Below are 26,992 nucleotides of genomic sequence, written 5' to 3'. Positions count from 1 at the left end.
GGCCTAGGCTCCGGGCATGGGACGTCGGGCTCCGCTCATCGCCGTCGCGGCCGTGCTGCTGGCCGCCGGATGCCATCACGGGGACGGGGAGAAGAGCCCCGCCGGCATCGCGGCGCTCGTCTCGGGGGCGCCGCTCACGAGCCCCGGCTTCCCGCCGACCGCGCGGGAGGCGGCCGCCCGGCTGGCCGCGCTCAAGGTCGAGTGGGGCAGGAACTGGCAGACCTACAAGCGGGAGAACTTCGGCCGCTACTGGTCGGACGAGACCGACGCCCTCGGCGGCCGCAACGGCTGCGACACCCGGGACGACGTGCTCCGCAGGGACCTCCGGCAGCTCCGGGAGGGGGACCGCAACCCCTGCGTGGTGCTCTCCGGAGTGCTGCACGACCCGTACACCGGCAAGGAGATCCCCTACACCTACCGCCGCGCCTCCGGGATCGAGACGGACCACGTCGTCGCGCTGGGCGCCGCCTGGCGGGGCGGGGCCCACGCCTGGACGCCGCAGCGCAGGCTGGAGTACGCCAACGACCTGAACGTCCTGCTCGCCGTGGACAAGCAGACCAACCAGGACAAGGGCAGCAGGACCGCCGACAAGTGGAAGCCCCCGCGGCGGGCGTACTGGTGCGAGTACGCCCGGCGCTACACCGGCATCAAGGCGACGTACGGGTTGTCCGTGACGCCACCGGAGAAGACCGCCCTCGTCGAGATGCTGGGGACCTGCCCTCAGGGGTGACCGGCCGCCGAGAAGAGCGTGTGCATCGCCCGGCGCAGGCCGCAGATGTCCGAGACCGGCTCCGGGAAGTCGAAGCGGGCGTCGAAGGCGGCGGAGGGGTCGCCGCCCGTGAAGCGCACGCGCAGCCCCAGCCGGTCGAGGGCCAGCGGGACGCCCTTCATGCCCTGCGCCTCGCGTGCGCCGAGCAGCCCGCACAGGTCCGCGATCCGGTCGCCGTGGGCGGCGGAGAGGTGCTGGAGGAGTTCCGTCTCGTGGGCGACCATCGGGTCCGGCTCCGCCGACGCCAGGTCGTCCGGGTCCACCTGCTCCGCGCCCCACAGGTCGTCCACCGAGATCTCGCCGACCTCCAGGCGGAGCATCATCCAGGCCGGGCGGCCCGAGTACGGGGCGTCCAACGACTCGGACATGCCCAGCAGCTCGCCCACCGGACGGCGCTCCGCGAGCAGCGCCGCACAGGCCGGTCGGTCGTCCCCGCGCACCGGCGTCAGCCACCCGGCGAGCCACGCGCGGCCTCGGATACGATGGGGCACGGACACCGGCGCCACATCCGTGATCTCGATCACGGCGGTGAGGTCGTCGTCCTGGGCGTGAGCGGCTGCCCTGGCAGCCGCGGATTCCCCGGAAACAAGGAGAATCACGTCCCCGTCCGGGGTGACGGTCCGAGCGGCCGGCAGCCCTGTCCCGAACTCTTCCTGGTCGAAAGCACCCGGGAGCGTGAGGGATACTGAGGCGTTGGACTCTACGAGGGTTCGTACGCGTTCGGCTCCGGTGAGCTGCCGAACGCCTTCCCTGGGACGCGGCTGACCTTGCTTATCGTCGTCGAAAGCAGATTCCGTTTCGTTGGAATCTGAACTTCGACGCGCACTGGGCAGGGGGATCCCATGTGGTCGAGACATTACGTCCTCCTCGCTAAGGTAAGCCTCACCTAACTTACATGGAGGTAGGTTCCACGTGAACCAGAAGCGACCCAAGGTCAAGAAGTCGCGTGCCCTCGGCATTGCGCTGACCCCGAAGGCCGTCAAGTACTTCGAGGCCCGCCCCTACCCGCCGGGCGAGCACGGCCGTGGCCGCAAGCAGAACTCGGACTACAAGGTTCGTCTGCTGGAGAAGCAGCGTCTGCGCGCTCAGTACGACATCTCTGAGCGTCAGATGGCCCGCGCGTACGACCGCGCCAAGAAGGCCGAAGGCAAGACGGGCGAGGCGCTGGTCGTCGAGCTCGAGCGTCGCCTCGACGCGCTGGTCCTGCGTTCGGGCATCGCCCGCACCATCTACCAGGCTCGCCAGATGGTCGTTCACGGCCACATCGAGGTCAACGGTGGCAAGGTCGACAAGCCGTCGTTCCGTGTCCGCCCGGACGACGTCATCACGGTGCGCGAGCGCAGCCGCGAGAAGGTTCCGTTCCAGGTTGCCCGTGAGGGTGGCTACGCAGGCGAGGGCGAGACCCCCCGTTACCTGCAGGTCAACCTGAAGGCCCTGGCCTTCCGCCTGGACCGCGACCCGAACCGCAAGGAAATCCCGGTCATCTGCGACGAGCAGCTCGTCGTCGAGTACTACGCCCGCTGATTCGGCGGACGTAGCCTCACAGGCTGGTCAGCCCGCCGGTTCCCCCTTGGGGGAGCCGGCGGGCTTCCTGTTTCCCGCGCCCGACCCGGCGCGGCCCGCCGTCCGGGTCGGCATCGTACGGGGCCTCGGCAGCGCGACCGCGGGCGCCGGCTCCGGCCCCCGCAACGCCCGCTCCACCAGCGCGTCCGGCGACAGGGCGCGCCCGTGTCGGGCGGCGGCGGCGCAGCGCTCCGCGCCGATCAGCTCGCCCGCGCGCTCCAGGCACATCAGCCGGGGCGCGTTGAAGTACCCCGAGCCGAAGAGCCGCAGCCCGACCCCGTCCCACATCGGCTCGGCCGCGCCCTGGAGCACCACCGCCTCCGTCGGATGCCCCTCCGTCACCGTGACCAGGGCCAGCAGCTCGACCGCGAGGACCAACCCCACCAGGTCCCGGAACGCGTGGTTGATCTCCACGCACTCGGTCAGCAGCGACCTGGCCCGTCCCGTGTCCCCGGCGTCCAGCGCCGCGTACGCCAGCACGTACAGCGCGTACGCCTTCGTCCACAGCTCCCCGCGCTCCTCGCAGATCTCCCGGACCTCCTCGCACAGCGAGAGCGCGCCGGCCGGCTCCCCCAGGAACGCCAGCGACATCGCCAGCTCCACCTGGCACATCAACACATTGCTGTTCAGCTCACCGGCCTCGCGGTAGCGCTCCAGCGCCGTGCCCAACAGCTCCCGGGCCCGTGCCATGTCGTCCGAGACCAGGGCCAGGCAGCCCAGGCGGTGCACCGCGTACGCAGCGGCCACCGGGTTCCCGGTGCGGGCCGCGCCGTCCCGGCACTCGTACAGTGCGCTCATCGAGGCCACCGCGTCGCCCTGGAGGGCGGCCACGTACCCCAGCACCCAGAGCGCCTTCAGCCGCGAACTCTCGTACTCCGGGCCCGGAGCGTGCTCCAGCGTGCGGTCAAGCCAGTGCCGGCCCTCGGTGAGCCGGCCGCAGCCCGCCCAGTAGAACCAGAGGGTGCCCGCCAGGTACTGGCCCAGATGCAGGTCCTCCGGTTCTTCGAGGCAGCACTCCAGGGCCAGCCGCAGGTTCGGCAGCTCCGCCTCCACCAGCGCGGCCACCTCCCGCTGACGCGGACTGAACCAGTCCAGCTCGCACCAGGTCGCCAGCCCCATGTACCAGTCCCGGTGCCGGCGCCGCAGCTGCCCGGCGTCGCCCAGCGACTCCAGCCAGCCCGCGCCGTACAGCCGCACGGTCTCCAGCATCCGGTAGCGCACCCCGGCCGGGGTCTCCTCCTTCACCAGCAGCGACTGGGCCAGCAACTCCCCGATCAGGTCCAGCACGGACTCCACCGGCAGGTCCCGACCGGCGCACACGTATTCGGCGGCGTCGAGGTCGAACTGCCCTGCGAAGACCGAGAGTCGCGCCCACAGCAGGCGCTCCGGCGGCGTGCACAGCTCGTGGCTCCAGCCGATCGCCGTGCGCAGCGTCCGGTGCCGCGGCAACGCCCCGCGCGCCCCGCCCGTCAGCAGGGCGAACCGGTCCGCCAGCCGGGCCGACAGCTGCTCCGGGGCCAGTGCGCGCAGCCGGCCCGCCGCCAGCTCCAGCGCCAGCGGGATCCCGTCGAGCCGCTCGCACAGCCCGATCAGCGCCGCCCGGTTGGCGTCCGTCACCTCGAAGGCCGGATCGAGGGCCGCCGCCCGGCTCGCCAGCAGGGCCAGGGCCTCCCCGGGAGCCGGCGGGGCCAGCGGGAAGACCAGCTCCCCCTCCACCTCCAGCGGACGCCGGCCCGCGGCCAGCACCCGCAGCCCGGGGGAGCGGCGCAGCAGCTCCCGGACCAGGACCGCGCACTCGTCGACCAGCTGCTCGAACCCGTCCAGGACCAACAGCACCCGTCGCACCGCCAGGTGCTCGGTCAGCACGGTCCGCAGCGGCCGGGTGGTGTGGTCGGTCAGCCCGAGCGCCTCCGCCACGGTGAGCTCCAGGAACGCCGGATCCCGCACGCAGGACAGCTCCGCCCACCACACGCCGTCGCAGTAGCGTTCCTGCTCCGCCGGGGTCCCGGACGCCTCCATCTCCCGGGCGGCCGCCAGCACCAGCCGGGACTTGCCCACGCCCCCGACCCCGGTCACCGTCACGAGCCGCGAGGTCCCGAGGAGCCGTTCCAACCCGTCGAGTTCGTCACCCCGGCCGACGAACTCGCTCAGCTCCGAGGGAAGATTGCCCCAGGTCCTGTTTCGAAGGGGTCTCTGTCGCATGGGACACGGAGAGTACTGGTCCGGATGCGCCCCGTACAAGGCGGACCCCGAGCCTCCGGAATTCCGGTACGGGCGGGGATCTCCGGCGCGATAGGGTCGGACGACGACCTTTATACGTGGCGATCGATGTGCAGAGAGTGGTGCGACGTGTCCGGTGGAGAGGTGGCCGGGATCCTCGTGGCCGTCTTCTGGGCCATCCTGGTCTCCTTCCTCGCCGTGGTGTTGGTGAGGCTGGCCCAGGTCCTGAAGGCGACCACCAAGATGGTGGCCGACGTGACCGAACAGGCGGTCCCGCTGTTGGCCGACGCCTCCACGACCGTCCGCTCCGCGCGCACCCAGCTCGACCGGGTCGACGCCATCGCGAGCGACGTCCAGGAAGTCACCTCCAACGCCTCCGCGCTGTCCTCGACCGTGGCCTCCACCTTCGGCGGCCCCCTGGTCAAGGTCGCGGCCTTCGGCTACGGGGTCCGCAAGGCGCTGGGCAAGAACACGGACGCCGCGCCGAAGAAGACATCCCGACGTACCGTGATCGTCGGCCGTACGGTGCCGACGCCCCGGCGCCGGAAGCAGAAGGGCTGAGACCTCCGATGTTCCGCCGAGCCTTCTGGTTCACCGCCGGCGCAGCCGCCGGCGTGTGGGCCACCACCAAGGTCAACCGACAGCTGAAGAAGCTGACACCGGAGAGCCTCGCCGCGCAGGCCGCCGACAAGGCGGTGGAGGCGGGTCACCGCCTCAAGGACTTCGCCCTCGACGTCAAGGCGGGAATGACGCAGCGCGAAGACGAGCTGAACGATGCACTGGGGCTCCACCAGGACCCCGACCGGCCCGACAACGTCACCGCCCTCCCCGGGCCGCGACGGCTGCGGGCCCTGGAGAACGACCAGACCACCCCCCGCACGAACCACTCGGCGGTCGGGTACAACCGGAATGAGGACCACTGATGGAGTCGGCTGAAATCCGCCGCCGCTGGCTGAGCTTCTTCGAGGAGCGCGGTCACACCGTTGTCCCTTCGGCGTCGCTCATCGCGGACGACCCGACTCTGCTGCTGGTCAACGCGGGCATGGTCCCGTTCAAGCCGTACTTCCTCGGCGAGACCAAGCCCCCGGCCCCGCGGGCCACGAGCGTGCAGAAGTGCGTCCGTACCCCGGACATCGAAGAGGTCGGCAAGACCACCCGCCACGGCACGTTCTTCCAGATGTGCGGCAACTTCTCCTTCGGGGACTACTTCAAGGAAGGCGCCATCAAGTACGCCTGGGAGCTGCTCACCAGCTCCGTGGCGGACGGCGGCTACGGCCTCGAACCCGAGAAGCTCTGGATCACCGTCTACCTCGACGACGACGAGGCCGAGACGATCTGGCGCGACGTGGTCGGCGTCCCCGCCGAGCGCATCCAGCGCCTGGGCAAGAAGGACAACTTCTGGTCCATGGGCGTCCCCGGCCCCTGCGGCCCGTGCTCGGAGATCAACTACGACCGCGGCCCGGAGTTCGGCGTCGAGGGCGGCCCCGCCGTCAACGACGAGCGCTACGTGGAGATCTGGAACCTGGTCTTCATGCAGTTCGAGCGCGGCGCCGGCGACGGGAAGGAAGACTTCCCGATCCTGGGCGACCTGCCGTCGAAGAACATCGACACCGGTCTCGGCCTCGAACGTCTCGCCATGATCCTGCAGGGCGTACAGAACATGTACGAGACCGACACCCTGCGCGTGGTCATGGACAAGGCCACCGAGCTCACCGGCGTCCAGTACGGGGCCGCCCACGGCACCGACGTCTCGATGCGCGTGGTCGCCGACCACATCCGCACCTCGGTGATGCTCATCGGTGACGGCGTGACCCCCGGCAACGAAGGCCGCGGCTACGTGCTGCGCCGCATCATGCGCCGCGCCATCCGCAACATGCGCCTCATGGGCGCCACCGGTCCCGTCGTCCAGGAACTCGTGGACGTCGTGATCGACACGATGGGGCAGCAGTACCCGGAGCTGGTCACCGACCGCAAGCGCATCGAGACCGTCGCCCTCGCCGAGGAAGCCGCCTTCCTGAAGGCCGTCAAGGGCGGCACGAACATCCTCGACACCGCCGTGAGCGAGACCAAGGCCACCGGCGGCACCGTCCTCTCCGGCGACAAGGCGTTCCTGCTCCACGACACCTGGGGCTTCCCGATCGACCTCACCCTGGAGATGGCCGCCGAACAGGGCCTCTCCGTGGACGAGCCCGGTTTCCGCCGCCTGATGCAGGAGCAGCGCGACCGCGCCAAGGCCGACGCCAAGGCCAAGAAGACCGGCCACGCGGACATGTCCGCCTACCGGGAGATCGCCGACGGCGCCGGAGCCACCGAGTTCACCGGCTACGCCACCAACCAGGGCGAATCCACGATCGTCGGCCTGCTGGTCAACGGCGTCTCCGCGCCCGCCGCCTCCGAGGGCGACGAGGTCGAGATCGTCCTCGACCGCACCCCCTTCTACGCCGAGGGCGGCGGCCAGCTCGCCGACCAGGGACGGATCAGGCTCGACTCCGGCGCCGTCGTCGTCGTGCGCGACGTGCAGCAGCCCGTCCCGGGCGTCTCCGTGCACAAGGGTTCCGTCCAGGTCGGCGAGGTGACGGTGGGCGCCTCGGCGTACGCCGCCATCGACGTCAACCGTCGCCGGGCCATCGCCCGCGCCCACTCGGCCACGCACCTGACGCACCAGGCGCTGCGCGACGCCCTCGGCCCGACGGCCGCCCAGGCCGGTTCCGAGAACTCGCCCGGCCGCTTCCGTTTCGACTTCGGCTCCCCGAACGCCGTCCCCGGCACGGTCCTCACCGACGTCGAGCAGAAGATCAACGACGTGCTCTCGCGCGAGCTGGACGTCACCGCCGAGATCATGAGCATCGACGAGGCGAAGAAGCAGGGCGCCATCGCCGAGTTCGGCGAGAAGTACGGCGAGCGGGTGCGCGTCGTGACCATCGGCGACTTCTCCAAGGAACTGTGCGGCGGCACGCACGTCGGCAACACCGCCCAGCTGGGTCTGGTGAAGCTGCTCGGCGAGTCCTCCATCGGCTCCGGCGTGCGCCGCGTCGAGGCCCTGGTGGGCGTGGACGCGTACAACTTCCTCGCCAAGGAGCACACGGTCGTCGCCCAGCTCCAGGAGCTGGTCAAGGGCCGTCCGGAGGAGCTGCCGGAGAAGATCGCCTCCATGCTCGGCAAGCTGAAGGACGCCGAGAAGGAGATCGAGAAGTTCCGCGCGGAGAAGGTTCTCCAGGCCGCCGCCGGTCTCGCCGCCGGCGCCCAGGACGTACGGGGCGTCGCGCTCGTCACCGGCCAGGTGCCGGACGGCACCGGCGCCGACGACCTGCGCAAGCTCGTCCTCGACGTGCGCGGCCGGCTCGCCCAGGCGCCGGGGCAGGGCGACCGCCCGGCCGTCGTGGCCCTGTTCACCGTGGCCAACGACCGCCCGCTGACGGTCATCGCCACCAACGAGGCGGCCCGCGAGCGCGGCCTCAAGGCCGGTGACCTGGTGCGCACCGCCGCCAAGACCCTCGGTGGTGGCGGCGGCGGCAAGCCCGACGTCGCCCAGGGCGGCGGCCAGAACCCGGCCGCCATCGGCGACGCCGTCGCGGCCGTCGAGCGGCTCGTGGGCGAGACCGCCCGATGACACTGCGCAGCGGCCGCCGGTTGGCCATCGATGTCGGTGACGCCCGGATCGGGGTCGCCTCGTGCGACCCCGACGGGGTGCTGGCCACACCGGTGGAAACCGTCCCGGGACGGGACATTCCCTTCGCCCACCGGCGGCTGCGGCAGCTCGTCGCGGAGTACGAGCCCCTCGAAGTCGTGGTCGGCCTTCCCCGCTCGCTCAGCGGGCGGGAGGGGCCGGCCGCGGTCAAGGTGCGCGCCTTCGCGAACGAGCTGGCCAAGGGCATCAAGCCGGTGACGGTACGGCTCGTGGACGAACGGATGACCACGGTCACCGCCGCCCAGGGGCTGCGGGCCTCCGGGAAGAACGCGAAGAAGGGACGCTCGGTCATCGACCAGGCGGCCGCCGTCGTGATCCTCCAGACCGCTCTTGAGACCGAACGGGTATCGGGTAATCCGCCCGGTGAGTGCGTCGAAGTGGTTGTCTGATCGCGATACGGTAACGTTCCGCGCGATGTGGCGGCATTCGAACAGCCGTCGCCCACCACTTCAGAGGCGGAACCGGGTGCCGCGGCAACGAAGCCGCTGCCTCCGTCTCGCGGCTCTAGGGGATCGATGACTGAGTATGGCCGGGGCCGCACCCCCGAACCGTGGCACCCCGAGGACCCCCTGTACGGGGACCAGGGGTGGACCGGACATCCGGTCCAACAGGGTCAGACGCCTTACGACACCGGCGCTCAGGAGCAGTACCAGCAGCAGCCGCAGCATCCGGACCCCCAGACCGGCGGGCCCTCGTACGTGGATCCGCAGTACCAGCAGCAGTACGCGCAGCAGCAGTACCCCCAGGCGCAGTACCCGGACCCGCAGTACCAGGACCCGCAGCAGTACCCGAACCAGCAGCAGTACCCGCAGCAGGGCTACCCCCAGCAGCAGCCCGCCCCCCGGCAGCAGGGCGGGCAGCAGCACCCTCAACAACAGCAGCCCCAGCAGCCCCAGCAGCCTCAACAGCAGTACGGCGACCAGGTCTGGGACACCGGCCAGGGCCAGTACGTCACCGGGCCCGCGCCGGTCGACCCGTTCGCGGGCGTGGACCCGTACACCCAGCAGAACGCGGGCGCCTACCCCGGTGAGGCCCCCGACCTGTACAGCACCCCCGACGCCTACCCGCCGCCGCGGCCCCCGGGCCTGCGCCACCTGGACCCCGAGCCCGGGGCTCGGGAACAGGACGGCGACCTCCTGACGGAGGAGCGCGAGGAGGAGAACGAATCCCTCGCCGGCGGCGGCGACCCCGACGGGTCGGGCGGCGGGCGCAGGTCCGGCCGTTCGAAGGACACGACGAAGCGCAGCGGCGCCGCGTGCCTGATCGCCGCCCTCGTGATCGTGGGCGTCGTCGGCGGAGGCGGCTACTACGGCTACACCTACCTCAAGGGCAAGTTCAGCTCGGCCGCGGACTTCGCCGGCACGGGCACCGACGAGACCGTCGACGTGGAGATCCCCAAGAACGCCGGCCTGATGCTCATGGGTCAGCTCCTCAAGAAGGCGGGCGTCGTGGCCAGCGCGGAGGCCTTCGCGGCCGCCGCCGAGGCCAACCCCAAGGGCAAGTCCATCCAACCGGGCGTCTACTCCCTCAAGAAGGAGATGTCCGCCAGGTCCGCGGTCGAGATCATGCTCGACCCCTCGGCCCTGAACGTGCTCACGATCCCCGAGGGCAAGCGCAACTTCGAGATCTACACCCTGATCGACAAGAAGCTCTCCCTCAAGCCCGGCACCACGAAGGACGTCGCGACCAAGGAGTCCAAGAACCTCGGCCTCCCGGACTGGGCCAACTCCAACAAGGACATCAAGGACCCGCTGGAAGGCTTCCTCTACCCGGCCCGCTACGACCTGGGCAAGGACATGAAGCCGGAGGCCCTGCTCAAGCAGATGGTCGCCAAGGCGAGCCAGGAGTACGCGAACGCCGACGTCAAGGGCCAGGCCACGAAGATGGGCCTGAAGAACCCCCTCGAACTCGTCACCGTCGCGAGCCTCGTCCAGGCCGAGGGCAAGTACCAGCACGACTTCGACAAGATCTCGCGCGTGGTCTACAACCGCCTCAAGCCGGGCAACACGGAGACCAACGGCCTGCTCGACTTCGACTCCACGATCAACTACATCAAGGGCCAGAGCACCCTCGACGTCGGTTCGGTCAAGGAACTGCGCCAGATCGCCGACCCCTACAACACGTACAAGATCGTGGGTCTGCCCGCGGGTCCCATCAGCAACCCGGGCGCCGACGCGCTCAAGGCGGCGACGAACCCGGAACCGGGCCCCTGGTACTACTTCGTGTCCGTCAACGAGAACAAGACGCTGTTCGCCGTCACCAACGACGAGCACAACGTCAACGTCGAGGAGTACGAGAGGGAGCGCAAGAAGTCGGGCCAGTAGTCCGACCGTTCGGGACGCCTTCGCACCCGGTCCCCGTCGTCCGCGGACGACGGGGACCGGGTGTCCTCGTCGCCGCACCGGCTGCTGTACTGTCTCTCGCGCCCGGGCACCGGCCCGGTCGCCCGCGCGCGCGGACGGGAACTGGTGAGGGGCGAGGGACATGCAGCCGACCGTACGGCGGGCCGCGGTACTGGGGTCGCCGATCGAGCACTCCCTCTCCCCGGTCCTGCACCGCACCGCGTACCGGGAACTGGGTCTCCTCGACTGGACGTACGACCGCTTCGAGATCGACGAGGCCACGCTCGCGGGCTTCGTCGCCGACCTCGGCCCCGAGTGGGCCGGGCTGTCCCTCACCATGCCGCTGAAGCGGGCGATCATTCCGCTGCTCGACGGGATCAGCGACACCGCCGCGTCGGTGGAGGCCGTCAACACGGTCGTCCTCACCCCGGACGGCCGGCGCCTCGGCGACAACACCGACATCCCCGGCATCGTCGCCGCACTGCACGAACGCGGCGTCGAGAAGGTGCCCGCCGCCGCCGTCCTCGGCGCCGGGGCCACCGCCTCCTCGGCGCTCGCGGCGCTCTCCCGCGTCTGCACCGGCGAGGTCACCGCGTACGTGCGCTCGCGCGAGCGCGCCGACGAGATGCGGCAGTGGGGCGAACGGCTCGGCGTCGACGTCCGCACGGCCGACTGGTCGCGGGCGGCCGAGGCGCTCGGCGCACCCCTGGTGATCGCCACCACCCCGGCGGGCGCGACCGACGCACTGGCCCGGGAGGTGCCCGCCGGCGCGGGGACCCTGTTCGACGTCCTGTACGACCCGTGGCCCACCGCGCTCGCGGCGGCCTGGACGGAGCGCGGAGGCACGCTCCTCGGCGGGCTGGACCTCCTGGTCCACCAGGCCGTCCTCCAGGTCGAGCAGATGACCGGCCGCGCCCCCGGACCGTTGGCGGCCATGCGCGCGGCGGGCGAAGAGGCGCTCCGGGACCGCCCGTGAGGGCGTGACACCCCCTCGAAGGGCGGGGACCTGACGGATCCCCCGTCCGATACCTGGACCTGGCACCGGGATACCCCCGCGGACATGGGAGGATCGGGTGAGGCGGGTCCGGGCCGCGCACCCGATCGCGCCGTCGCTGTGCCAGGCGCGAGCATGAGGAGCATCGTTGAGCAGGTTGCGTTGGCTGACCGCTGGAGAGTCGCACGGACCGGCCCTGGTGGCGACGCTGGAGGGCCTCCCCGCCGGCGTCCCGGTCACCACCGAGCTGGTGGCCGACCACCTGGCCCGGCGCCGGCTCGGCTATGGCCGCGGTGCCCGGATGAAGTTCGAGCAGGACGAGATCACCTTCCTCGGCGGCGTCCGCCACGGACTGTCCCAGGGTTCCCCGGTCGCCGTCATGATCGGCAACACCGAGTGGCCCAAGTGGGAGACGGTCATGTCGGCCGACCCCGTCGACCCCTCGCTGCTCAAGGAGACCGGCCGCAACGCGCCGCTCACCCGCCCGCGCCCCGGCCACGCCGACCTGGCGGGCATGCAGAAGTACGGGTTCTCCGAGGCCCGCCCGATCCTGGAGCGCGCCAGCGCCCGTGAGACGGCCGCCCGCGTGGCACTCGGCGCCATCGCCCGCTCCTTCATCAAGGAGGTCGCGGGCATCGAGATCGTCTCGCACGTGGTGGAACTGGCGGCGGCCAAGGCCCCGTACGGCGTCTACCCGACCCCCGCCGACGTCGACAAGCTCGACGCCGACCCGGTGCGCTGCCTCGACGCCGACGCGTCGAAGGCGATGGTCGCCGAGATCGACCAGGCCCACAAGGACGGCGACACCCTCGGCGGCGTCGTCGAGGTCCTCGCGTACGGGGTGCCCGTCGGCCTCGGCTCGCACGTCCACTGGGACCGCCGCCTCGACGCCCGCCTCGCGGCCGCGCTCATGGGCATCCAGGCCATCAAGGGCGTCGAGGTCGGCGACGGCTTCGAGCTGGCCCGCGTGCCCGGCTCCCAGGCGCACGACGAGATCGTGTCCACCGACGAGGGCCTGCGCCGCACCTCGGGCCGTTCCGGCGGCACCGAGGGCGGCCTGACCACCGGTGAGCTGCTGCGCGTACGGGCCGCGATGAAGCCCATCGCGACCGTGCCGCGCGCGCTCGCCACCGTGGACGTGGCCACCGGGGAGGCGACGGTGGCCCACCACCAGCGCTCCGACGTGTGTGCCGTCCCGGCCGCCGGCATCGTCGCCGAGGCGATGGTCGCACTCGTGCTGGCCGACGCCGTCGTCGAGAAGTTCGGCGGCGACTCGGTCCCCGAGACCCGCCGCAACGTCCGCTCGTACCTCGACAACCTGCAGATCCGGTGACCGCCGGACCACTGGTCGTCCTCGTCGGACCCATGGGGTCCGGCAAGTCCACGGTGGGGGAACTCCTCGCCGCACGCCTCGGCGTCCCCTACCGGGACACCGATGCCGACATCGTCGCGGCCACCGGCCGGGAGATCTCCGACCTCTTCGTCGACGAGGGCGAGCCGTACTTCCGCGGGCTGGAACGGCAGGCCGTCGCGGCCGCCGTCGCCGAGCACACCGGGGTCCTCTCCCTGGGCGGCGGAGCCGTCCTGGACGAGGGCACCCGCGGGCTGCTGGCCGGCCTGCCCGTCGCCTACCTGTCGATGGACGTCGAGGAGGCGGTCCGGCGCGTCGGCCTGGGCGCCGCGCGCCCGCTGCTCGCCGTCAACCCGCGCCGCCAGTGGCGCGAGTTGATGGAGGCCAGGCGCCCCCTGTACACCGAAGTCGCGCGCGTCGTCGTGGCCACCGACGACCGCACCCCCGAAGAGGTCGCGCAGGCGGTCCTCGACGCTCTGGAGTTGAAGGACGTATGACAGACCAGGTGACGCGTATCCAGGTCGGCGCGAGCGCCGGACACGACGCGTACGACGTGCTGGTCGGCCGGCAGCTGCTCGGCGAGCTCGGCTCCCTGATCGGCACGAAGGCCAAGCGGGTCGCGGTGATCCACCCCGAGGCGCTCGCCTCGACCGGTGAGGCGCTGCGGGACGACCTGGCCGCGCAGGGCTACGAGGCGGTCGCCATCCAGGTGCCGAACGCCGAGGAGGCCAAGACGATCGAGGTCGCGGCGTACTGCTGGAAGGCCCTCGGGCAGTCCGGCTTCACCCGGACCGACGTGATCGTCGGCGTGGGCGGCGGAGCCACCACCGACCTCGCGGGCTTCGTCGCCGCCTCCTGGCTGCGCGGCGTGCGCTGGATCGCCGTACCCACCACCGTGCTCGCCATGGTGGACGCGGCCGTCGGCGGCAAGACCGGCATCAACACCGCCGAGGGCAAGAACCTCGTCGGCGCCTTCCACCCGCCCGCCGGCGTGCTCTGCGACCTCGCGGCGCTGGACTCGCTGCCGGTCAACGACTACGTCAGCGGTCTCGCCGAGATCATCAAGGCCGGTTTCATCTCCGACCCGGTGATCCTCGACCTGATCGAGGCGGACCCGCAGGCGGCCCGCACGCCCGCCGGCCCGCACACCGCCGAGCTGATCACGCGCTCGATCCAGGTCAAGGCGGACGTGGTCTCCAGCGACCTCAAGGAGGCCGGGCTGCGGGAGATCCTCAACTACGGCCACACCCTCGCGCACGCCATCGAGAAGAACGAGCGCTACAAGTGGCGCCACGGCGCGGCCGTGTCCGTCGGCATGGTCTTCGCCGCCGAACTCGGCCGGCTCGCGGGCCGGCTGGACGACGCGACGGCCGACCGGCACAAGGCGGTCCTCGCCTCCGTCGGCCTGCCGCTGACCTACCGCGGCGACCAGTGGCCCAAGCTGCTGGAGACCATGAAGGTCGACAAGAAGTCCCGCGGCGACCTGCTGCGCTTCATCGTCCTCGACGGGCTGGCCAAGCCGACCGTCCTGGAAGGGCCGGACCCCGCCGTGCTGTTCGCGGCGTACGGCGAGGTCGGGGCGTGAGCCGGCGGGTGTTCGTCCTGAACGGCCCGAACCTGGGCCGGCTCGGGTCGCGCGAGCCCGACGTGTACGGGGCCACCTCCTACACCGGGCTCGTCGAGAGCTGCCGCGCGGTCGGCGCGGAACTCGGCTTCGACGTCGAGGTCCGCGAGACCAACGACGAGGGCGAGCTGGTGCGCTGGCTGCACGAGGCGGCGGACGGCGGGATCCCCGTCGTCATCAACCCGGGCGCCTTCACGCACTACTCGTACGCCATGCGGGACGCGGCGGCGCAGCGGACCGCGCCGCTGATCGAGGTGCACATCTCGAACCCGTACGCCCGCGAGGAGTTCCGGCACACCTCGGTGATCGCCGCGGTGGCGACCGGCACCGTGGCGGGATTCGGCATCGGTTCTTACCGCCTGGCGTTGCGCGCGCTGGCGGACGAAGTGACCGCCTGACGGCAGGGGTGCGACGCCGGCGCTCCGGGGTCATATAACGTTCTCGCATCAGTCGCCGGAACGAGACGGAGTGGCAGCGGATGCAGCAAGGAGTGGAAGGCGGCGCCTGGGGCGGGTCGGGACAACACCCGGCGACGCCCTCGCAGCCGCCCATACCCCCCGGGCAGGGCTGGTCGGGTTCCGTACCGCCGCCCCCGCCGGTCCCGCCCCAGCAGGCGGTCCCGGAGACGACGGGCCACATCCCGCTGCCGCCGGCCGTGGCCCCCGGCACCGGCGGCGCCACCCTCGCCGTCCTGCTGATCGGCCCGGCGGGCGCGGGGAAGACCACCGTCGCCCGCCACTGGGCGGCCACCCGGCCCGTGCCCACCGCGCACATCAGCCTGGACGACGTCCGCGAATGGGTCTGCTCGGGCTTCGCCGACCCGCAGGCGGGCTGGAACGAGCACTCCGAGGCCCAGTACCGCCTCGCCCGCCGCACCTGCGGTTTCGCCGCGCGCAACTACCTGGCGAACGGCATCTCCTGCATCCTCGACGACGCCGTCTTCCCGGACCGGCCCGTGGTCGGCCTGGGCGGTTGGAAACGGCACGTCGGCCCGGCCCTGCTGCCCATCGTCCTGCTGCCCGGACTGGAGATCGTCCTGGAGCGCAACGCGGCCCGCTCCGGCAACCGGCGGCTCTCCGACGAGGAAGTCGCCCGCATCCACGGGCGGATGGCGGGCTGGTACGGGTCCGGGCTGTCGATCATCGACAACTCGCACCTGGACGTCGAGGGCACCGCCCGCGCGCTCGACGAGACCCTGGCCCGCGTCATCGGGGCCCCGCAGGCCTGAACCGGGGCCGCGGGCCCGTACGGACCCGCTCGCCGGGCCGGATGGGCGGGGCGCTCGTAGGCTCGAAGACATGTCAGACGCCTACGCGGCCCGCAGGGGCCGGCTTCGCGACCGCTGTGCCGCCGCGGGCAACGCCGCCGCGTTGATCACGCGTCCGGCCAATGTCCGCTACCTCGCCGGGGCGTCCCCGCGCGGCGCCGTCCTCCTGGTCGGATCCGTCGAGGACGTGCTGTTCTGCGGCACCTCGCCCACCGGGGAGGCCGACGAGGGCCGCCTGGACGACCAACTCCGGCTGAACGTGCTCTCCGCCCCCGGCGGGGACCCCGCCGTGGCCGCCGCCGACATGGCCGCGTCCGCGCGGGCCGACTCGCTCGCCGTCGAGGAGCACCACCTCACCGTCGGCCGTCACCGGGCCCTGCGCTCGGTCGCGCCCGGACTGCGCCTCGCGGACCTGGGGACGTCCGTGGAACAGCAGCGCCTCGTCAAGGACGAGGAGGAGATCGCCTGTCTGCGGATCGCCGCCGAGATCGCCGACCAGGCGCTCGGCGAACTGCTGGAGTCCATCCTGGTCGGACGGACCGAACGCCACCTCGCCCTGGAGCTGGAACGGCGCCTGGTGGACCACGGAGCCGACGGGCCCGCCTTCCCCACCTCGGTCGGCACCGGTCCGCACTCCGGCCGTTCCCGGCACCGGCCGTCGGACCGCCGGGTGGAGGAGGGCGACTTCCTCTCCGTCTGCCTGGGCGCCAACTACCGCGGATACCGCTGCGAGATCGGCCGCACGTTCGTCATCGGCACCACCCCGGCCGACTGGCAGATCGAGCTCTACGACCTGGTCTTCGCGGCCCAGCGGGCCGGCCGGGAGGCGCTCCTGCCGGGCGCCGCCTACCGGGACGTCGACCGCGCGGCGCGCTCCGTACTGGGCTCGGCCGGCCACGGTGAGGCCCTCGAGGCGTCCACCGGACACGGCGTCGGTCTCGAAATCGACGAGGACCCGCAGCTTGCACCTACGGCAATGGGTAAACTGGACGCTTGCGTGCCGGTCACCGTCGAACCGGGGGTTCACCTCCCGGGCCGGGGAGGTGTCCGGATCGATGACACGCTCGTCGTACGCCCCGAGGCGGACGGCGGTCCAGAGCTACTCACCATTACGACCAAGGAGCTGCTCGCGCTGTAGTCCGCCCAACCGGACGGTGCGCGCCTCCGCGGTCTTCCAGTGCAGGAGATTCCGCAACCGTGGCTTCCACGAACGACCTCAAGAACGGCATGGTGCTGAAGCTCGACGGGGGCCAGCTCTGGTCCGTCGTCGAGTTCCAGCACGTCAAGCCCGGCAAGGGCCCGGCCTTCGTGCGCACCAAGCTGAAGAGCGTGATGTCCGGCAAGGTCGTCGACAAGACGTTCAACGCCGGCACCAAGGTCGAGACGGCCACCATCGACCGCCGCGACATGCAGTTCTCGTACATGGACGGCGAGTACTTCGTCTTCATGGACATGGAGACCTACGACCAGCTGATGGTCGACCGCAAGGTCGTCGGCGACGCCGCCAACTTCCTGATCGAGGGCTTCACCGCCTCCGTGGCCCGCCACGAGGGCGAGGTGCTCTACGTCGAGCTCCCGGCCGCCGTCGAGCTGGTCATCCAGCACACCGACCCGGGCGTCCAGGGCGACCGCTCCACCGGTGGCACCAAGCCGGCGACGCTGGAGACCGGTCACGAGATCCAGGTCCCGCTCTTCGTCAGCACCGGTGAGAAGATCAAGGTCGACACCCGCACGAGCGACTACCTCGGCCGGGTGAACAGCTAACCGTGGCTGCCCGGAGCAACGCGCGAAAGCGCGCTTTCCAGATCCTCTTCGAGGCCGACCAGCGCGGCGTGCCCGTGCGCGAGGTCCTCGCGGACTGGATCCGCCACGCGCGGTCGGACGACCGCCAGTCGCCGGTCAACGCCTACACGATGGATCTTGTCGAGGGTTACGCCGACAAGGTGGACCGCATCGACGATCTGATCGCCACCTACGCCGTGGACTGGGACCTCGACCGCATGCCGGTCGCGGACCGGAACATCGTGCGGCTCGGCGCCTACGAGCTGATCTGGGTGGACGACACCCCGGACGCCGTGGCGATCGACGAAGCGGTCCAGCTGGCCAAGGAGTTCTCGACGGACGAGTCGCCCTCGTTCGTGAACGGACTCCTGAGCCGGTTCAAGGACCTGAAGCCGAACCTGCGCCGCAGCGAGAGCTGACGCACAGGCCACGCACACACGGAAGGGCCCGCAGCGCACGCGCTGCGGGCCCTTCCGTCTGTCCTCGTCGAATCCCGGAGCCGGGGGAGGGGCGGGACACACGGAAACGGCGGCCGCCGGGACCCCCGTGGGATCCCGGCAGCCGCCGGTACGTTTCTGCTGGGACAGGGCCCGGGACTAGATGTCCTCGTGGGCCACCGCGCGACGCGCGTCCGCGTCCAGCACGCCCCAGCTGATCAGCTGTTCGGTCAGGACCGAGGGGGACTGGTCGTAGATGACGGCGAGGGTGCGCAGGTCGTCCTGGCGGATCGACAGCACCTTGCCGTTGTAGTCCCCGCGCTGGCTCTGGATCGTCGCCGCGTAGCGCTGCAGCGGACCGGCCTTCTCGGCGGGCACGCCCGCGAGGCGCTCCAGGTCCAGACGGAGCTTCGGCGGCGGCTCGGCGGCCCCGCCGGGAGTCGTGCCCGGCAGCAGCTCCTGCACCGGCACCCCGTAGAAGTCCGCCAGCTCGGCAAGGCGCTGGACGGTCACGGCGCGGTCCCCGCGCTCGTAGGAACCGACCACCACGGCCTTCCATCGGCCCTGGGACTTCTCCTCGACACCGTGGAGGGAAAGGCCCTGCTGGGTGCGGATGGCACGGAGCTTGGCCCCGAGCTGTTTGGCGTATTCGCTGGACATAACGCTCCCGGACGCTGTGACGCTGTGACGACATGGACAACGTGCGGCTCCGCCGCGCGGCTGGTAACTCACTGTGAGGTTACGCAGCGTTACTTGGATGCGTCAAGCCGAATGGTCTTCGTCGCCCCCTCGGGAGGGCCCCCGGACGGGCCCGGTGCGAGGCGCGCGGAATCCCCCTGGTACCGTGGAACACGTAGATCAGACGTCCTTTAAGGTCCGTCCCGTGAGGCGGAGAAGGAGGTCCTTTTCATGGACACTCAGCACAGCCCGGACACCCGGCACAGCCCCGATGACATGCGCCCCGTACTGGACGCGCAAGACATCGCTCGGGTCCTGACCCGTATCGCCCACGAGATCGTCGAACGCGCCAAGGGCGCCGACGACGTGGTGCTCCTCGGCATCCCCACCCGCGGTGTGTACCTCGCCCGCCGGCTGGCCGCCAAGCTCGAAGAGATCACCGGCACCAGGATTCCGGTCGGCTCCCTCGACATCACCATGTACCGGGACGACCTGCGCCTGAAGCCCGCCCGGGCCATCGGCCGCACCGAGATCCCCGGCGACGACATCGACGGCCGCCTCGTGGTCCTCGTCGACGACGTGCTCTTCTCCGGCCGCACCATCCGCGCCGCCCTCGACGCGCTCGGCGCCATCGGCCGTCCGCGCGCCGTGCAGCTCGCCGTCCTCGTCGACCGGGGCCACCGCGAACTGCCGATCCGCGCCGACTACGTCGGCAAGAACCTCCCCACGTCGCTGCGGGAGACCGTCAAGGTCCAGCTCCAGGAGGAGGACGGCCGTGACGCCGTGCTGCTCGGCCAGCGGACCGCCCCGGCAGCCGGGCAGCAGTAGCCCCCACCGGCGCGGGACCCTCCACGGGGTCCGTGCCGCGGTGCGCCCTGCCCGCACGTCAGCCAGTCCACCTGTCTGCCCTCCTGACCTACGGAGCACCCGGATGAAGCGCCACCTCATCTCGGCCGCCGATCTCACGCGCGACGACGCCGTCCTGATCCTCGACACCGCCGAGGAGATGGCCCGTGTCGCGGACCGGCCGATCAAGAAGCTGCCCACCCTGCGCGGCCTGACCGTCGTCAACCTCTTCTTCGAGGACTCGACGCGCACCCGGATCTCGTTCGAGGCGGCCGCCAAGCGACTGTCCGCCGACGTCATCAACTTCTCCGCCAAGGGGTCCTCGGTTTCCAAGGGCGAATCCCTGAAGGACACCGCCCTGACCCTGGAGGCCATGGGCGCGGACGCGGTCGTCATCCGCCACCACGCCTCCGGCGCCCCCTACCGGCTGGCGACCTCCGGCTGGATCGACTCCGCCGTGGTCAACGCCGGCGACGGCACCCACGAGCACCCCACCCAGGCCCTGCTGGACGCCTTCACCATGCGCCGCCGACTGGTCGGCCGCGACGCCGGGCTCGGCAAGGACCTGAACGGCCGCCGGATCACCATCGTCGGCGACGTGCTGCACAGCCGCGTGGCCCGCTCCAACGTCCAGCTGCTCCACACGCTGGGCGCCGAGGTCACCGTGGTGGCCCCGCCCACCCTCGTCCCGATCGGCGTCGAGAGCTGGCCCTGCGAGGTCTCGTACAGCCTCGACGAGGTGCTGCCTAAGTCCGACGCGGTCATGATGCTGCGTGTGCAGCGCGAACGCATGAACGCCGCCTTCTTCCCGACCGAGCGCGAGTACTCCCGCCGGTACGGGCTCAACGGCGACCGCATGGCCAAGATGCCCGAGCACGCCATCGTGATGCACCCCGGCCCGATGAACCGCGGCATGGAGATCACCGCCGAGGTCGCCGACTCCGACCGGTGCACGGCCGTCGAGCAGGTCGCCAACGGCGTGTCCACCCGGATGGCCGTCCTGTACCTGCTGCTCGGTGGTTCCGAGCCCGCCGTCACCACCCCCGCCGCCGCCCGTACCGAGGAGAGCAAGTAATGAGCAAGATCCTGATCCGTGGCGCGAAGGTACTCGGTGGCGAGGCGCAGGACGTCCTGATCGACGGCGAGACCATCGCCGAGGTCGGCACCGGGCTGTCCGCCGAGGGTGCGACCGTCATCGAGGCCGAGGGGCAGGTCCTCCTCCCCGGCCTCGTCGACCTGCACACCCACCTGCGCGAGCCCGGCCGCGAGGACTCCGAGACGGTCCTGACCGGCACCCGCGCCGCCGCGAGCGGCGGCTACACCGCCGTCTTCGCCATGGCGAACACCTTCCCGGTCGCCGACACCGCCGGCGTCGTCGAGCAGGTCTGGCGGCTCGGCAAGGAGTCCGGCTACTGCGACGTGCAGCCCATCGGCGCCGTCACGGTCGGCCTGGAGGGCAAGCAGCTCGCCGAGCTCGGCGCGATGCACGACTCCGCCGCCCGCGTCACCGTCTTCTCCGACGACGGCAAGTGCGTGGACGACGCCGTGATCATGCGCCGCGCCCTGGAGTACGTGAAGGCCTTCGGCGGCGTCGTCGCCCAGCACGCCCAGGAGCCCCGCCTGACCGAGGGCGCCCAGATGAACGAGGGCGTCGTCTCCGCCGAGCTGGGCCTCGGCGGCTGGCCCGCGGTCGCCGAGGAGTCGATCATCGCCCGCGACGTCCTCCTCGCCGAGCACGTCGGCTCCCGCGTGCACATCTGCCACCTCTCCACCGCTGGCTCCGTCGAGATCGTCCGCTGGGCCAAGTCCCGCGGCATCGACGTCACCGCCGAGGTCACCCCGCACCACCTGCTCCTCACCGACGACCTCGTCCGCTCGTACAACGCGGTCTACAAGGTCAACCCGCCGCTGCGCACCGAGCGCGACGTGCTGGCCCTGCGCGAGGCGCTCGCCGACGGCACGATCGACATCGTCGCCACCGACCACGCCCCGCACCCGCACGAGGACAAGGACTGCGAGTGGGCCGCCGCCGCCATGGGCATGGTGGGCCTGGAGACCGCGCTCTCCGTCGTCCAGCAGACGATGGTGGAGACCGGACTCCTCGACTGGGCGGGCGTCGCCCAGAGGATGTCCTTCGCCCCGGCGCGCATCGGAGGCCTGGAAAACCACGGCCGGCCCGTCTCGGCAGGTGAACCCGCGAACCTGACCTTGGTCGATACCTCGTACCGTGGTGTCGTGGACCCCGCACACTTCGCCTCCCGCAGCCGCAACACGCCCTACGAGGGCCGCGAGCTGCCGGGGCGCGTCACTCACACATTCCTGCGGGGCCGGGCAACGGTCGTGGACGGGACGCTGGCGTGACACCTGCAGTAATCCAACTGGCCGCCGAGGCCGCCGAACGACAGTCGGCGGAGGTGACGGACTGGGGCGCGCGCATCGCGTGGGTCGTCGGTCTGCTCGTCTTCATCGCGTTCGTGTACTGGCTGATGCGGCAGGGCTGGAAATGGCGCGGCGCCCTGCAGAGCGATCTGCCGGAACTCCCCGCCGCCCCGAGCGGTCTCCCCGAGCACCGGCTGGCACTGACCGGCCGGTACCACGGGTCGACCACCGCCGGGCAGTGGCTCGACCGGATCGTCGCCCACGGTCTGGGTGTCCGCAGCCGGGTGGAGCTCACGCTCACCGACGCGGGCCTCGACGTGGTCCGACCGGGTGCCACCGACTTCTTCGTACCGGCCGCGCGGCTGCGCGGCGCCCGCCTCGACAAGGGAATCGCGGGCAAGGTACTCACCGAGGGCGGTCTGCTCGTCGTCACATGGGCGCATGGCGACAAGCTGATCGACTCCGGATTCCGCTCCGACCGCGCGGCCGAACACGCCGCCTGGGTCGAAGCGATCAACCACATGAACTCATCCATCACGACGGAAGGCGCCGAACGATGACGACCTCCACCAGGGGAGCAGCCAAAGCTCCCGCCGTACTCGTCCTGGAGGACGGTCGGATCTTCCGCGGCCGCGCCTACGGCGCTGTGGGGGAGACCTTCGGCGAGGCCGTGTTCTCCACCGGCATGACCGGCTACCAGGAGACCCTCACCGACCCGTCGTACCACCGACAGGTCGTCGTGATGACCGCCCCGCACGTGGGCAACACCGGCGTGAACGACGAGGACCCCGAGTCCTCCCGCATCTGGGTCGCCGGCTACGTCGTGCGCGACCCCGCCCGCGTCCCCTCCAACTGGCGCTCGCGGCGCTCGCTGGACGAGGAGCTGGTCAAGCAGGGCGTCGTCGGGATCTCCGGCATCGACACCCGTGCCCTGACCCGCCACCTGCGCGAGCGCGGCGCCATGCGCGTCGGCATCTTCTCCGGCGAGGCCTGGGAGGGCGTCCGCGACGAGGCGCTGCTGGCCAAGGTGCAGGCCGCCCCGCAGATGAAGGGCGCGAACCTCTCCGCCGAGGTCGCCACCAAGGAGGCGTACGTCGTCCCCGCGATCGGCGAGAAGAAGTTCACCGTCGCCGCCGTGGACCTCGGCATCAAGGGCATGACCCCGCACCGGATGGCCGAGCGCGGCATCGAGGTCCACGTGCTGCCCGCCACCGCCACCGTCGAGGACGTCTACGCGGTCTCCCCGGACGGCGTGTTCTTCTCCAACGGCCCGGGCGACCCGGCCACCGCCGACGGCCCCGTCGCCGTCATGCAGGCCGTGCTGGAGCGCAAGACCCCGCTCTTCGGCATCTGCTTCGGCAACCAGATCCTGGGCCGCGCGCTCGGCTTCGGCACCTACAAGCTGAAGTACGGCCACCGCGGCATCAACCAGCCGGTCCAGGACCGCAGCACCGGCAAGGTCGAGATCACCGCGCACAACCACGGCTTCGCCGTGGACGCGCCCCTCGACAAGGTCTCCCAGACCCCCTACGGCCGCGCCGAGGTCTCCCACGTCTGCCTGAACGACCAGGTCGTCGAAGGCCTCCAGCTGCTCGACCAGCCGGCCTTCTCCGTCCAGTACCACCCCGAGGCGGCCGCGGGCCCGCACGACGCCGCGTACCTCTTCGACCGCTTCACGTCTTTGATGGAAACCGCCCAGATGGAGGCCGAGCGTGCCTAAGCGCACCGATATCCAGTCCGTCCTGGTCATCGGCTCCGGCCCGATCGTCATCGGCCAGGCCGCCGAATTCGACTACTCCGGCACCCAGGCCTGCCGCATCCTCAAGGCCGAGGGCCTGCGGGTCATCCTGGTGAACTCCAATCCGGCGACGATCATGACCGACCCGGAGATCGCCGACGCCACGTACGTCGAGCCGATCACCCCCGAGTTCGTCGAGAAGATCATCGCGAAGGAGCGCCCCGACGCGCTGCTCCCGACCCTCGGCGGCCAGACCGCGCTCAACACCGCGATCTCCATGCACGAGCAGGGTGTGCTGGAGAAGTACGGCGTCGAGCTCATCGGCGCCAACGTCGAGGCGATCAACAAGGGCGAGGACCGCGAGCTCTTCAAGGGCGTCGTCGAGGCCGTCAAGGCCAAGATCGGTTACGGCGAGTCCGCCCGTTCGGTCATCTGCCACTCGATGGACGACGTCATCCAGGGCGTCGAGACCCTCGGCGGCTACCCCGTCGTCGTGCGCCCCTCCTTCACCATGGGCGGCGCCGGCTCCGGCTTCGCCCACGACGAGGAGGAGCTGCGCCGCATCGCCGGCCAGGGCCTGACGCTCTCCCCGACCACCGAGGTGCTCCTGGAGGAGTCCATCCTCGGCTGGAAGGAGTACGAGCTGGAGCTGATGCGCGACACCAAGGACAACGTGGTCGTCGTCTGCTCCATCGAGAACTTCGACCCGATGGGCGTCCACACCGGTGACTCGATCACCGTCGCCCCGGCCATGACGCTGACCGACCGCGAGTACCAGCGGCTGCGCGACGTCGGCATCGCGATCATCCGCGAGGTCGGCGTCGACACCGGCGGCTGCAACATCCAGTTCGCGATCGACCCGGTCGACGGCCGCGTCATCGTCATCGAGATGAACCCGCGCGTCTCGCGCTCCTCGGCGCTCGCCTCGAAGGCCACCGGCTTCCCGATCGCGAAGATCGCCGCCAAGCTGGCCATCGGGTACACGCTCGACGAGGTCCCCAACGACATCACCGAGAAGACCCCGGCCTCCTTCGAGCCGTCCCTCGACTACGTCGTCGTCAAGGCTCCGCGCTTCGCCTTCGAGAAGTTCCCGCTCGCCGACGCCACCCTCACCACCACCATGAAGTCGGTGGGCGAGGCCATGGCCATCGGCCGCAACTTCACCGAGGCCCTCCAGAAGGCCCTGCGCTCCCTGGAGAAGAAGGGCTCGCAGTTCACCTTCGTCGGCCCGGTCGGCGACAAGGAAGAACTGCTGGCCACCGCGGTCCGCCCGACCGACGGCCGCATCAACACCGTCATGCAGGCGATCCGCGCCGGCGCCACCCAGGAGGAGGTCTTCGAGTCCACGAAGATCGACCCCTGGTTCGTCGACCAGCTGTTCCTGATCAAGGAGATCGCCGACGACCTGGCGGCCGCCGACAAGCTCCGGCCCGAGCTGCTCGCCGAAGCCAAGCGGCACGGCTTCTCCGACCACCAGATCGCCGAGATCCGCGGCCTGCGCGAGGACGTCGTCCGCGAGGTCCGGCACGCCCTCGGTGTCCGCCCGGTCTACAAGACGGTCGACACCTGCGCCGCCGAGTTCGCGGCCAAGACCCCGTACTTCTACTCCTCGTACGACGAGGAGTCCGAGGTCGCGACCCGCACCAAGCCCGCGGTGATCATCCTGGGCTCCGGCCCGAACCGCATCGGCCAGGGCATCGAGTTCGACTACTCCTGCGTCCACGCCTCCTTCGCGCTCAGCGACGCCGGCTACGAGACCGTGATGGTCAACTGCAACCCCGAGACCGTCTCGACGGACTACGACACCTCCGACCGCCTGTACTTCGAGCCGCTGACGCTGGAAGACGTGCTGGAGATCGTCCACGCCGAGTCCCTCGCCGGCCCCATCGCCGGCGTCGTCGTCCAGCTCGGCGGCCAGACCCCCCTCGGTCTCGCCCAGGCACTCAAGGACAACGGCGTCCCGGTCGTCGGCACCCCGCCGGAGGCCATCCACGCCGCCGAGGACCGCGGCGCCTTCGGCCAGGTCCTCGCGGAGGCCGGGCTGCCCGCCCCCAAGCACGGCACCGCCACCACCTTCGCGGGTGCCAAGGCGATCGCCGACGAGATCGGCTACCCGGTCCTGGTCCGCCCGTCCTACGTGCTCGGCGGCCGCGGCATGGAGATCGTCTACGACGAGACCCGCCTGGAGTCGTACATCGCGGAGTCCACCGAGATCTCCCCGACCCGCCCCGTGCTGGTCGACCGCTTCCTCGACGACGCGATCGAGATCGACGTCGACGCGCTCTACGACGGCCACGAGCTCTACCTCGGCGGCGTCATGGAGCACATCGAGGAAGCCGGCATCCACTCCGGCGACTCGGCCTGCGCCCTGCCCCCGATCACCCTCGGCGGGCACGACATCAAGCGCCTGCGCACCTCCACGGAGGCCATCGCCAAGGGCGTCGGCGTCCGCGGCCTGATCAACATCCAGTTCGCGATGGCGGGTGACATCCTCTACGTCCTGGAGGCCAACCCGCGCGCGTCCCGGACCGTGCCCTTCACCTCGAAGGCGATCGCGGTCCCGCTGGCCAAGGCCGCCGCCCGCATCTCGCTCGGCACCACCATCGCCGAGCTGCGCGAGGAGGGCATGCTGCCCAAGACCGGGGACGGCGGCACCCTGCCGCTCGACGCGCCGATCTCCGTCAAGGAGGCCGTGATGCCGTGGTCGCGCTTCCGCGACATCCAGGGCCGCGGCGTCGACACGGTCCTCGGCCCGGAGATGCGCTCCACCGGCGAGGTCATGGGCATCGACTCCGTCTTCGGCACGGCCTACGCCAAGTCGCAGGCCGGCGCCTACGGCCCGCTGCCCACCAAGGGCCGCGCCTTCATCTCCGTCGCCAACCGCGACAAGCGTTCGATGATCTTCCCGGCGCGCGAGCTCGTCGCCCACGGCTTCGAGCTGATGGCGACCTCGGGCACGGCGGAGGTGCTGCGCCGCAACGGCATCAACGCCACCATCGTGCGCAAGCTCAGCGAGGGCGAGGGCCCCGACGGGGAGAAGACCGTCGTCCAGCTCATCCACGACGGCCAGGTCGACCTGATCGTCAACACCCCGTACGGCACGGGTGGCCGCCTCGACGGCTACGAGATTCGTACGGCGGCCGTGGCGCGCGGCGTCCCGTGCCTGACCACGGTCCAGGCGCTCGCCGCCGCCGTCCAGGGCATCGACGCGCTCAACCGCGGCGACGTCGGCGTGCGCTCGCTCCAGGAGCACGCGGAACACCTGATCGCGGCCCGCGACTAGCAGCCCGTACGAAAGGGGGGCACCGGCACAG

At 71.1% G+C, this 26,992-nt stretch carries 25 protein-coding genes; 22 read left to right on the top strand and 3 right to left on the bottom strand.

The window, feature by feature from the left end; translation table 11 throughout:
- Positions 1-16: 16 nt before the first annotated feature.
- Positions 17-730, top strand: a complete 714-nt coding sequence (locus tag OTB19_RS08660; RefSeq protein ID WP_267797459.1) for an HNH endonuclease family protein — start codon at positions 17-19, stop codon at positions 728-730.
- On the opposite strand, the gene OTB19_RS08655 is transcribed toward OTB19_RS08660, so the two are convergent.
- Positions 721-1,626: a DUF2470 domain-containing protein gene (locus tag OTB19_RS08655; RefSeq protein ID WP_267797458.1), complete on the bottom strand. Its 906-nt coding sequence runs from the start codon at positions 1,624-1,626 to the stop codon at positions 721-723. The genes OTB19_RS08660 and OTB19_RS08655 overlap by 10 nt on opposite strands.
- Positions 1,627-1,681: 55 nt before the next feature.
- On the opposite strand from OTB19_RS08655, the gene rpsD reads away from it, so the two are divergent.
- Positions 1,682-2,293 carry a 30S ribosomal protein S4 gene (gene rpsD / locus OTB19_RS08650; protein ID WP_030294564.1) on the top strand — a complete coding sequence of 204 codons (612 nt, stop codon included), beginning with the start codon at positions 1,682-1,684 and terminating at the stop codon, positions 2,291-2,293.
- A 27-nt stretch (positions 2,294-2,320) separates the two neighbouring features.
- On the opposite strand, the gene OTB19_RS08645 is transcribed toward rpsD, so the two are convergent.
- Positions 2,321-4,534: an ATP-binding protein gene (locus OTB19_RS08645; protein WP_267797457.1), complete on the bottom strand. Its 2,214-nt coding sequence runs from the start codon at positions 4,532-4,534 to the stop codon at positions 2,321-2,323.
- A 126-nt stretch (positions 4,535-4,660) separates the two neighbouring features.
- On the opposite strand from OTB19_RS08645, the gene OTB19_RS08640 reads away from it, so the two are divergent.
- From OTB19_RS08640 to nusB, 14 genes are all read left to right on the top strand, one after another.
- Positions 4,661-5,113, top strand: a complete 453-nt coding sequence (locus OTB19_RS08640; protein WP_267797456.1) for a DUF948 domain-containing protein — start codon at positions 4,661-4,663, stop codon at positions 5,111-5,113.
- 8 nt (positions 5,114-5,121) lie between these two features.
- Positions 5,122-5,475, top strand: a complete 354-nt coding sequence (locus tag OTB19_RS08635; RefSeq protein WP_267797455.1) for a DUF6167 family protein — start codon at positions 5,122-5,124, stop codon at positions 5,473-5,475.
- Complete coding sequence (gene alaS, locus OTB19_RS08630) at positions 5,475-8,162, top strand: alanine--tRNA ligase (RefSeq protein ID WP_267797454.1); 2,688 nt, start codon at positions 5,475-5,477, stop codon at positions 8,160-8,162. The genes OTB19_RS08635 and alaS overlap by 1 nt, the downstream gene beginning before the upstream one ends.
- A complete protein-coding gene (gene ruvX, locus OTB19_RS08625; RefSeq protein ID WP_267797453.1) occupies positions 8,159-8,629 on the top strand; it encodes a Holliday junction resolvase RuvX in 471 nt (156 codons plus the stop codon). Before alaS ends, ruvX begins: the two co-directional genes overlap by 4 nt.
- Positions 8,630-8,755: 126 nt before the next feature.
- Positions 8,756-10,564: an endolytic transglycosylase MltG gene (gene mltG, locus OTB19_RS08620; RefSeq protein ID WP_267797452.1), complete on the top strand. Its 1,809-nt coding sequence runs from the start codon at positions 8,756-8,758 to the stop codon at positions 10,562-10,564.
- Positions 10,565-10,724: 160 nt separating this feature from the next.
- Positions 10,725-11,558: a shikimate dehydrogenase gene (locus OTB19_RS08615; RefSeq protein ID WP_267797451.1), complete on the top strand. Its 834-nt coding sequence runs from the start codon at positions 10,725-10,727 to the stop codon at positions 11,556-11,558.
- A 166-nt stretch (positions 11,559-11,724) separates the two neighbouring features.
- Positions 11,725-12,909: a chorismate synthase gene (aroC, locus tag OTB19_RS08610; protein ID WP_267797450.1), complete on the top strand. Its 1,185-nt coding sequence runs from the start codon at positions 11,725-11,727 to the stop codon at positions 12,907-12,909.
- On the top strand, positions 12,906-13,424 hold the full coding sequence (locus OTB19_RS08605; RefSeq protein ID WP_267797449.1) for a shikimate kinase: 519 nt from the start codon (positions 12,906-12,908) through the stop codon (positions 13,422-13,424). The genes aroC and OTB19_RS08605 overlap by 4 nt, the downstream gene beginning before the upstream one ends.
- The gene (gene aroB, locus OTB19_RS08600; RefSeq protein ID WP_267797448.1) at positions 13,421-14,512 is read left to right on the top strand and encodes a 3-dehydroquinate synthase; all 1,092 of its coding nucleotides are present in this window, start codon (positions 13,421-13,423) and stop codon (positions 14,510-14,512) included. Before OTB19_RS08605 ends, aroB begins: the two co-directional genes overlap by 4 nt.
- Entirely contained in the window at positions 14,509-14,949 is a 441-nt protein-coding gene (gene aroQ / locus OTB19_RS08595) for a type II 3-dehydroquinate dehydratase (protein ID WP_267797447.1), read from the top strand. The genes aroB and aroQ overlap by 4 nt, the downstream gene beginning before the upstream one ends.
- 80 nt (positions 14,950-15,029) lie before the next feature.
- Positions 15,030-15,779 carry an AAA family ATPase gene (locus OTB19_RS08590; protein WP_267797446.1) on the top strand — a complete coding sequence of 250 codons (750 nt, stop codon included), beginning with the start codon at positions 15,030-15,032 and terminating at the stop codon, positions 15,777-15,779.
- A gap of 70 nt (positions 15,780-15,849) precedes the next feature.
- Positions 15,850-16,956, top strand: a complete 1,107-nt coding sequence (locus OTB19_RS08585; RefSeq protein WP_267797445.1) for an aminopeptidase P family protein — start codon at positions 15,850-15,852, stop codon at positions 16,954-16,956.
- Positions 16,957-17,015: 59 nt separating this feature from the next.
- Positions 17,016-17,582, top strand: coding sequence for an elongation factor P (gene efp / locus OTB19_RS08580; RefSeq protein ID WP_267797444.1), 567 nt, complete (start codon positions 17,016-17,018; stop codon positions 17,580-17,582).
- Positions 17,583-17,584: 2 nt separating this feature from the next.
- Positions 17,585-18,019 (top strand): transcription antitermination factor NusB, encoded by a 435-nt coding sequence (gene nusB, locus OTB19_RS08575; protein WP_053676624.1) that lies wholly within the window; start codon positions 17,585-17,587, stop codon positions 18,017-18,019.
- 177 nt (positions 18,020-18,196) lie between these two features.
- Here nusB and bldD read toward each other — a convergent pair whose 3' ends face one another.
- Positions 18,197-18,697, bottom strand: a complete 501-nt coding sequence (bldD, locus tag OTB19_RS08570; protein WP_007263032.1) for a transcriptional regulator BldD — start codon at positions 18,695-18,697, stop codon at positions 18,197-18,199.
- Between the two features lie 249 nt (positions 18,698-18,946).
- Here bldD and pyrR point away from each other — a divergent pair, with 249 nt between their 5' ends.
- From pyrR to carB, 6 genes are all read left to right on the top strand, one after another.
- Positions 18,947-19,543, top strand: a complete 597-nt coding sequence (pyrR, locus tag OTB19_RS08565) for a bifunctional pyr operon transcriptional regulator/uracil phosphoribosyltransferase PyrR (RefSeq protein WP_267797443.1) — start codon at positions 18,947-18,949, stop codon at positions 19,541-19,543.
- 103 nt (positions 19,544-19,646) lie between these two features.
- Positions 19,647-20,636 carry an aspartate carbamoyltransferase catalytic subunit gene (locus tag OTB19_RS08560; protein ID WP_267797442.1) on the top strand — a complete coding sequence of 330 codons (990 nt, stop codon included), beginning with the start codon at positions 19,647-19,649 and terminating at the stop codon, positions 20,634-20,636.
- Entirely contained in the window at positions 20,636-21,922 is a 1,287-nt protein-coding gene (locus tag OTB19_RS08555) for a dihydroorotase (protein WP_267797441.1), read from the top strand. Before OTB19_RS08560 ends, OTB19_RS08555 begins: the two co-directional genes overlap by 1 nt.
- The gene (locus tag OTB19_RS08550; protein ID WP_267797440.1) at positions 21,919-22,500 is read left to right on the top strand and encodes a hypothetical protein; all 582 of its coding nucleotides are present in this window, start codon (positions 21,919-21,921) and stop codon (positions 22,498-22,500) included. Before OTB19_RS08555 ends, OTB19_RS08550 begins: the two co-directional genes overlap by 4 nt.
- Entirely contained in the window at positions 22,497-23,660 is a 1,164-nt protein-coding gene (gene carA, locus OTB19_RS08545) for a glutamine-hydrolyzing carbamoyl-phosphate synthase small subunit (protein WP_267797439.1), read from the top strand. Before OTB19_RS08550 ends, carA begins: the two co-directional genes overlap by 4 nt.
- Complete coding sequence (gene carB / locus OTB19_RS08540; RefSeq protein WP_267797438.1) at positions 23,653-26,961, top strand: carbamoyl-phosphate synthase large subunit; 3,309 nt, start codon at positions 23,653-23,655, stop codon at positions 26,959-26,961. The genes carA and carB overlap by 8 nt, the downstream gene beginning before the upstream one ends.
- Positions 26,962-26,992 lie beyond the last annotated feature (31 nt).

It is taken from the genome of Streptomyces sp. H27-H5, assembly GCF_026627505.1.
Classification (GTDB): Bacteria; Actinomycetota; Actinomycetes; order Streptomycetales; family Streptomycetaceae; genus Streptomyces.
The sequence above is the reverse complement of the archived record's forward strand: the minus strand, read 5'-3'. Positions and strand labels throughout refer to the sequence as shown.

What these genes read in the sequence shown, in the direction of transcription:
- OTB19_RS08635 (WP_267797455.1), top strand. Translation starts at nt 5,122, where the DNA reads ATGTTCCGCCGAGCCTTCTGGTTCACCGCCGGCGCAGCCGCCGGCGTG.
- alaS (WP_267797454.1), top strand. Translation starts at nt 5,475, where the DNA reads ATGGAGTCGGCTGAAATCCGCCGCCGCTGGCTGAGCTTCTTCGAGGAG.
- mltG (WP_267797452.1), top strand. Translation starts at nt 8,756, where the DNA reads ATGACTGAGTATGGCCGGGGCCGCACCCCCGAACCGTGGCACCCCGAG.
- OTB19_RS08555 (WP_267797441.1), top strand. Translation starts at nt 20,636, where the DNA reads ATGAGCAAGATCCTGATCCGTGGCGCGAAGGTACTCGGTGGCGAGGCG.
- OTB19_RS08640 (WP_267797456.1), top strand. Translation starts at nt 4,661, where the DNA reads ATGTGCAGAGAGTGGTGCGACGTGTCCGGTGGAGAGGTGGCCGGGATC.
- pyrR (WP_267797443.1), top strand. Translation starts at nt 18,947, where the DNA reads ATGGACACTCAGCACAGCCCGGACACCCGGCACAGCCCCGATGACATG.
- OTB19_RS08655 (WP_267797458.1), bottom strand. Translation starts at nt 1,626, where the DNA reads ATGTCTCGACCACATGGGATCCCCCTGCCCAGTGCGCGTCGAAGTTCA.
- aroB (WP_267797448.1), top strand. Translation starts at nt 13,421, where the DNA reads ATGACAGACCAGGTGACGCGTATCCAGGTCGGCGCGAGCGCCGGACAC.
- carA (WP_267797439.1), top strand. Translation starts at nt 22,497, where the DNA reads ATGACGACCTCCACCAGGGGAGCAGCCAAAGCTCCCGCCGTACTCGTC.
- ruvX (WP_267797453.1), top strand. Translation starts at nt 8,159, where the DNA reads ATGACACTGCGCAGCGGCCGCCGGTTGGCCATCGATGTCGGTGACGCC.
- OTB19_RS08590 (WP_267797446.1), top strand. Translation starts at nt 15,030, where the DNA reads ATGCAGCAAGGAGTGGAAGGCGGCGCCTGGGGCGGGTCGGGACAACAC.
- OTB19_RS08585 (WP_267797445.1), top strand. Translation starts at nt 15,850, where the DNA reads ATGTCAGACGCCTACGCGGCCCGCAGGGGCCGGCTTCGCGACCGCTGT.
- OTB19_RS08615 (WP_267797451.1), top strand. Translation starts at nt 10,725, where the DNA reads ATGCAGCCGACCGTACGGCGGGCCGCGGTACTGGGGTCGCCGATCGAG.
- OTB19_RS08660 (WP_267797459.1), top strand. Translation starts at nt 17, where the DNA reads ATGGGACGTCGGGCTCCGCTCATCGCCGTCGCGGCCGTGCTGCTGGCC.
- OTB19_RS08560 (WP_267797442.1), top strand. Translation starts at nt 19,647, where the DNA reads ATGAAGCGCCACCTCATCTCGGCCGCCGATCTCACGCGCGACGACGCC.
- OTB19_RS08645 (WP_267797457.1), bottom strand. Translation starts at nt 4,534, where the DNA reads ATGCGACAGAGACCCCTTCGAAACAGGACCTGGGGCAATCTTCCCTCG.
- bldD (WP_007263032.1), bottom strand. Translation starts at nt 18,697, where the DNA reads ATGTCCAGCGAATACGCCAAACAGCTCGGGGCCAAGCTCCGTGCCATC.